The following is a 4991-nucleotide window of genomic DNA, read 5'->3' on the forward strand; positions in this document are numbered from 1 at the left end:
GGGAGCACACCCGCCTGATCGCCGCGCTGGGCGCCCTGATCGCCGCGCACACCGCCCGCACCGGGGCCGCCGGACGCTCCTCCGGCCCGGACGTGGACAGGGAGGCCTTCGACACCCTGCTGCGCGCCGGTGACGCGGCGCTCGACGCGGCGGGGTGCCCGGCGGGGGAGAGGGCCGGGCGCGCCTCCGGCCGCACGGCGGCGGACGCCCGCGACCTCCGGCTCGCCCTCCTCCTGGCCGACACCGCCCTGACCGTCCGCCGCAACTCCAGGGCCGCCTGGCTGCTGCGCGCCCGCGCCCTGGAGGGGATCGGCCGCGGTGCCGAGGCCGCCGGGGCGTACGAGCGCCACCTGGCCCTGTCCGAGCCGGGTCCGGGCACTCGTGCCGCCGCGGCCCGGCTGGCCTCGCTCACCGAGCGGCGGAAGTGCCTGGCCGACGCCCTGCGGCTGTTCCCCGCCGACGACTGCCCCGAGGCCCGCGCCCTCGCCGAGGCGGCCGGCGGCGGTCTGCCCGCGGCCGAGGTCCGCGCCGTCTTCACCGCCTACACGGACCACCGCCTGCGTGAGCGCGGCGCGGCCGACCCCGCCGTACGGGATCTGGCCGCGCTGTACGCCGCGTACTGCCGCCTGGACGGGCGGGACCGGATGTCCGACCCGCTCCTCGGCGGCGGCAAGGGCGAGGGCGGCGACGGGGAGCCGCTCGCGGTCGGCGACCTGCGCAACGCCGTGGCGGGCCGGACGGTGTGCCTGGTGGCGAACACCCCGCGGGTCGCCGGCCAGGTACCGGACGCGGGGGTGGACGCCTACGACCTCGTCGTCCGCTGCGACGCCTTCCCCCTGGACGCCCCCGGGGCGGGGGAGCGCACCGACATCCACGCACTCTCCCATCGCACCACCGCGCGCCTGGACCATCGGGTCGGCATCCGGCTGGTGTTCGGCGATCCCGCCGACGAGTGGCTGCGCGCGGTACGGCGGCTGGTCCCCGGCGCGCAGCGCCGCGTCGGCGACGCCTCGCTCCGCCACCCGGTGACCGACCCGGCGCTGATCGGTGAGAGCGCCACGGACCCCGGCCCGACCACCGCCTTCACGGTGCTGCGGCTGCTGGACTTCCTGGAGGTCTGCCCGGTCGTCGACCTGATCGGCTTCGACCTGCCGGGCCCCGGCCGGCTGCACCCCGCCGAACGCGCCTGGGCCGAGGCCCGGGCCGAGGACAGCACCCCGACGAGGATCTCCCTGCGATGACCGCTTCTCCCGTGTCCCCGCCCGCCGCCGGTACCGCCGCCGACACGGCCGCCCTGACCGGCAGGCGCCGCATCGCCTTCGCCTGCCACGCCGACGAGGACACCCTCCCCGGCCTGCTGACCCTGCTGCGCAGCCTGGCGCTGACCAACCCCCGCGTCTGCGAGGACTTCCTCCTCCTCCACCCGGGTCTGCCCGGTTCCGCCCTGGACGCCGCCCGGCGCCTGCACCCCCGGATCACCGCCCGCCGGACGCGGCACGGGCGGTGGGAGGCGCTGCGGGCGCACGAGTACGACACCGTGATCGTGCTGGGACCGGACATGGTGGTGCTGGGCGACATCGGCCCCCTCCTGCGGCTGCGCCACGGCGTGGGCGCGGTCCTGCAGCTCCCCATGCCCTCCGGCGAACCCCGGGTGCGGGCGGAGGAGGGCCTGCTGGTCCTCCAGCGGGAACGGCTAGCCGACTCCACCCGCGCCCTGCTGTCCGGCGGCGGCGTGCCCGGATGCGTCGTGCCCCTCGACGCCCGCCACGACTTCCCCGCCCGGCGGCTGCACGGCGGCCTGCCCGTCCCCGAGGACACGGTGATCCTGCGGTTCGGCGGCACCGGACACGGGGAGGAGTACACCCCCGCGACACGTGCCCGCGCCCGCTACGAGCAGACCGACGACGACTTCCGCGCCGCCTACTGCTCCCTTCCCGGCCCCAAGCACCCCGATCTCCTCGCCCATCTCGCCCGCCCTCTGCTGGAGCGGGGCGCCACCGTGGACCTGGCCCGCGCCCTCGCCCTCGTCCACACCGAGGAGGGCCGCTACCGCGAGGCCGTCGAGGTGCTGCTGTCGGTCACCCCCAGGGCCGACCAGCCGCGCTTCCACGAGACGCTGGGCAGCGCGCTGATGGCCGAATCCCGCCATGCCGAGGCCGAGACCCATCTGCTGCTGGCCACCGCCTCGCCCGAGGTCGCGCCGAAGGCGTTCAGCCGGCTCGCGCGGCTGGCGTGGCTGCGCGGCGACGACGACGCCGCCCGCGCGTACGCCCGTGACGGGCTCGACGCCGAGCCCGTCAACCGCACCTGCCGCGCCCTGGCCCTGCTGCCCGGTGAGCCCGCCCCCGACGTCCCCGGAGACGGGCAGCTCGCGCATGTGGCCCTGTTCGCCTCCGGCCAGGAGAACGCGGGCGACAAGGTGCTCCCCGAGGCCGTTCGGCTGTGCTTCGGCGCCGACACCGGGCCGCGCCGCTGGCTGCCGGTGCCGGTCCACCGCCTCTTCGACGAGGTGGCACTGGAACGCGTGAACGCCCGCCGCGCCCTGGTCGTCGGCGGCGGCGGGCTCTTCCTCCCCGACACCTGGCCCAACGGCAACAGTGCCTGGCAGTGGAACGTCTCCGACGAGATGCTGGAGCGGATCACCGTGCCGCTGGCGGTCCTCGCCGTCGGCTACAACGTCTTCGACGGCCAGGCGTACCGCCGCACCCGGTTCACCGAGAGCCTGCGGGCCCTGGTGGAGAAGGCGGCGTTCTTCGGCCTGCGCAACCACGGCTCGGTCGAGCGCGTCCGGGCGCTGCTGCCCCCATCCCTGCGCGAGAAGGTGCGCTACCAGCCGTGCCCGACCACCGTGCTGCGCAGGCTCTCGCCCGGCTGGACCGACCCCGTGCGGCGCGACGACACCGTGCTGGTCAACTGCGCGTACGACCGCGCGGGCCTGCGTTTCGGCCACGACTACGGCCACTTCCTGACCGGGATGGCCGCCGCGGTGCGCGAGCTGGGCAAGCGCGCGGAGGTGCGGTACGCGCCCCACACGCCCGCCGACGAGCGGTTCGTCCACGACCTGCGCCGGGAGCACGGCATCGCGCTGCCGGTCGAGCCGCTCTACGACCTGCCCAACGCCGAGATCTACGAGCGCTTCCGCCGTACCCGCCTGGTCATCGGGATGCGCGGGCACGCCGGGATGATCCCCTTCGGCTGCGGCACGCCGGTCCTCAGCCTGATCTCGCACCCCAAGCTGGCGTACTTCCTGGCCGACATCGGCCGCCCGGAGTGGGGGCTGTCCGTGCACGACCGGGAGCTGGGCGCGGAGCTGGCCGAGCGGGCCGCGGCGCTGCTGGACGACCACGACGCGGCGGTGGCCGACGTCCTGGGGCGCCAGCGGTCGCTGTGGGAGACCACCCGCGCCAACCTCGCCGAGCTGGAGCGGTGCCTGGGCGTCCCCGTGGAGGCCGCCCGCTCCGCGGACCCCGGTGCGCCGGTCCCCGCGGGGTGAACCGGCGCCGATCGGTTACGTTCGGGGCGTGAACCCCTCCAACGCCGCACCCGCCCCCGCCACCGGGCGCATCGTCCTGCTCACCACCAGCCACCGCGTCGCGCCCGGACTGCTGTCCTGGCCCGCCTGGCAGGCGCTGCGCGCGGCCGACCGCGTCCTGTGCCCGGACCCCGGCCACCCGCAGCTGCCGTACGTGAGGGAGGCGGGCGTCGAGGCGGAGACCGCCCGGCCCACCGCCCGCGAACTGGTGGACGCCTGCACGGGCGCGGACGGCGGCGACGGCGTGCCCGCGGCGGGCGGCGGCCGGACGGTGGTGGTCCTCGCCGGCGCCGAGGGCGAACCGGAGCTGACCGACGGGCTGGCCCGCCTGGCCGGCTCCGGCCGCGAGGCGATGCCCGAACTGGAACTGCTGCCCGGCTCCTACGACCTGCCCGGCGCCCGCCTGCTGGACCTGGTGCAGGTCATGGACCGCATCCGCGCCGAGTGCCCCTGGAGCGGCACCCGCACCGGCGAGGACCTGGTCAAGTACGGTGTCGAGGAGATGTACGAGCTGGTCGAGGCCATCGAGGAGGGCGACCGCGAGGCCCTGCGCGAGGAGCTGGGCGACGTGCTGCTCCAGGTGGTCTTCCACGCCCGCATCGCCCAGGACGACCCCGACGAGCCGTTCTCCGTCGACGACGTGGCGGCCACGATCGTGGAGAAGCTGGTCCACCGCCACCCCCACGTCTTCGGCGACGAGACCGCCGGGACACCGGAGGAGGTCAAGGCCCACTGGCTGCGCACCAAGGCGATCGAGAAGCGGCGCGAGTCGGTCACCGAGGGCATCCCGCTGGGCCAGCCCGCCCTCGCCCTGGCCGCCAAGCTGGCCGGCCGGGCCCGCGCCGCCGGCATCGACGCCCTCCCGGCGGGCGAGGGCGTCGGCTACGAGCTGCTGGCCCTGGCCGCCCGCGCCGAGGCCGGTGGCACCGACCCCGAGACGGCCCTGCGGGCGGCGGCCCGCACCTACCGGGACGCCATACGGGCGGCCGAGGCGCGGGGGGCCACAGGGTGACCGCGGCGGAGTGATCCGGAGAACGACGGGTACGCGGGTGACATGGAAGGCTTGTACACAGCGGACGGCATATCCTCTGTCGCCCTGGAACTGCCGGACCTGCCACTGGCAGGCCTGGGCGGCCTGATACCGGGGATCATCATCGCGGGTGGGCTGGTCCTGGCCGTGGTGTACGGCTTGCGCCTGCTCAACCGGGGCGACGAGGGGATCTCCACCCCCACCGACTGCCCGGACGAACCGATCGTCTACGAGGACGGCGTCCGCGACGACGAGGAACTGCCCCGCGACGGCAGGCGGCGGCTCCCGTACGAGCTCCAGGAACACGAGGACACCCACCCCGTCGATCCCAACGATCGCCCCACCTGGAGTCCCGGCGGCAGCGGCGGCTTCGGCTCCGGAGGTCCGGGCCACACCTGATCTCCGGCGCGCGCCCGGTCCGGCCGGACC

At 76.1% G+C, this 4991-nt stretch carries 4 protein-coding genes; all 4 read left to right on the forward strand.

What is annotated here, in order from left to right:
• The coding region (locus AC2CJA_RS24090; protein WP_484604784.1) for a hypothetical protein at positions 1 to 1241 on the forward strand (1241 nt) is incomplete at its 5' end.
• Positions 1238 to 3493: a polysaccharide pyruvyl transferase family protein gene (locus AC2CJA_RS24095; protein WP_484604785.1), complete on the forward strand. Its 2256-nt coding sequence runs from the start codon at positions 1238 to 1240 to the stop codon at positions 3491 to 3493. The genes AC2CJA_RS24090 and AC2CJA_RS24095, both read left to right, overlap by 4 nt.
• 28 nt (positions 3494 to 3521) lie before the next feature.
• Positions 3522 to 4544 (forward strand): nucleoside triphosphate pyrophosphohydrolase, encoded by a 1023-nt coding sequence (locus tag AC2CJA_RS24100; RefSeq protein WP_484604786.1) that lies wholly within the window; start codon positions 3522 to 3524, stop codon positions 4542 to 4544.
• A 42-nt stretch (positions 4545 to 4586) separates the two neighbouring features.
• Positions 4587 to 4961 carry a DUF6479 family protein gene (locus AC2CJA_RS24105; RefSeq protein ID WP_484604787.1) on the forward strand — a complete coding sequence of 125 codons (375 nt, stop codon included), beginning with the start codon at positions 4587 to 4589 and terminating at the stop codon, positions 4959 to 4961.
• Positions 4962 to 4991 lie beyond the last annotated feature (30 nt).

It is taken from the genome of Streptomyces sp. ATLC9, from assembly GCF_057196705.1.

Excerpts from the sequence above, each read along its gene's own strand:
- AC2CJA_RS24095 (WP_484604785.1), top strand. The coding sequence starts at position 1,238 with ATGACCGCTTCTCCCGTGTCCCCGCCCGCCGCCGGTACCGCCGCCGAC.
- AC2CJA_RS24105 (WP_484604787.1), top strand. The coding sequence starts at position 4,587 with ATGGAAGGCTTGTACACAGCGGACGGCATATCCTCTGTCGCCCTGGAA.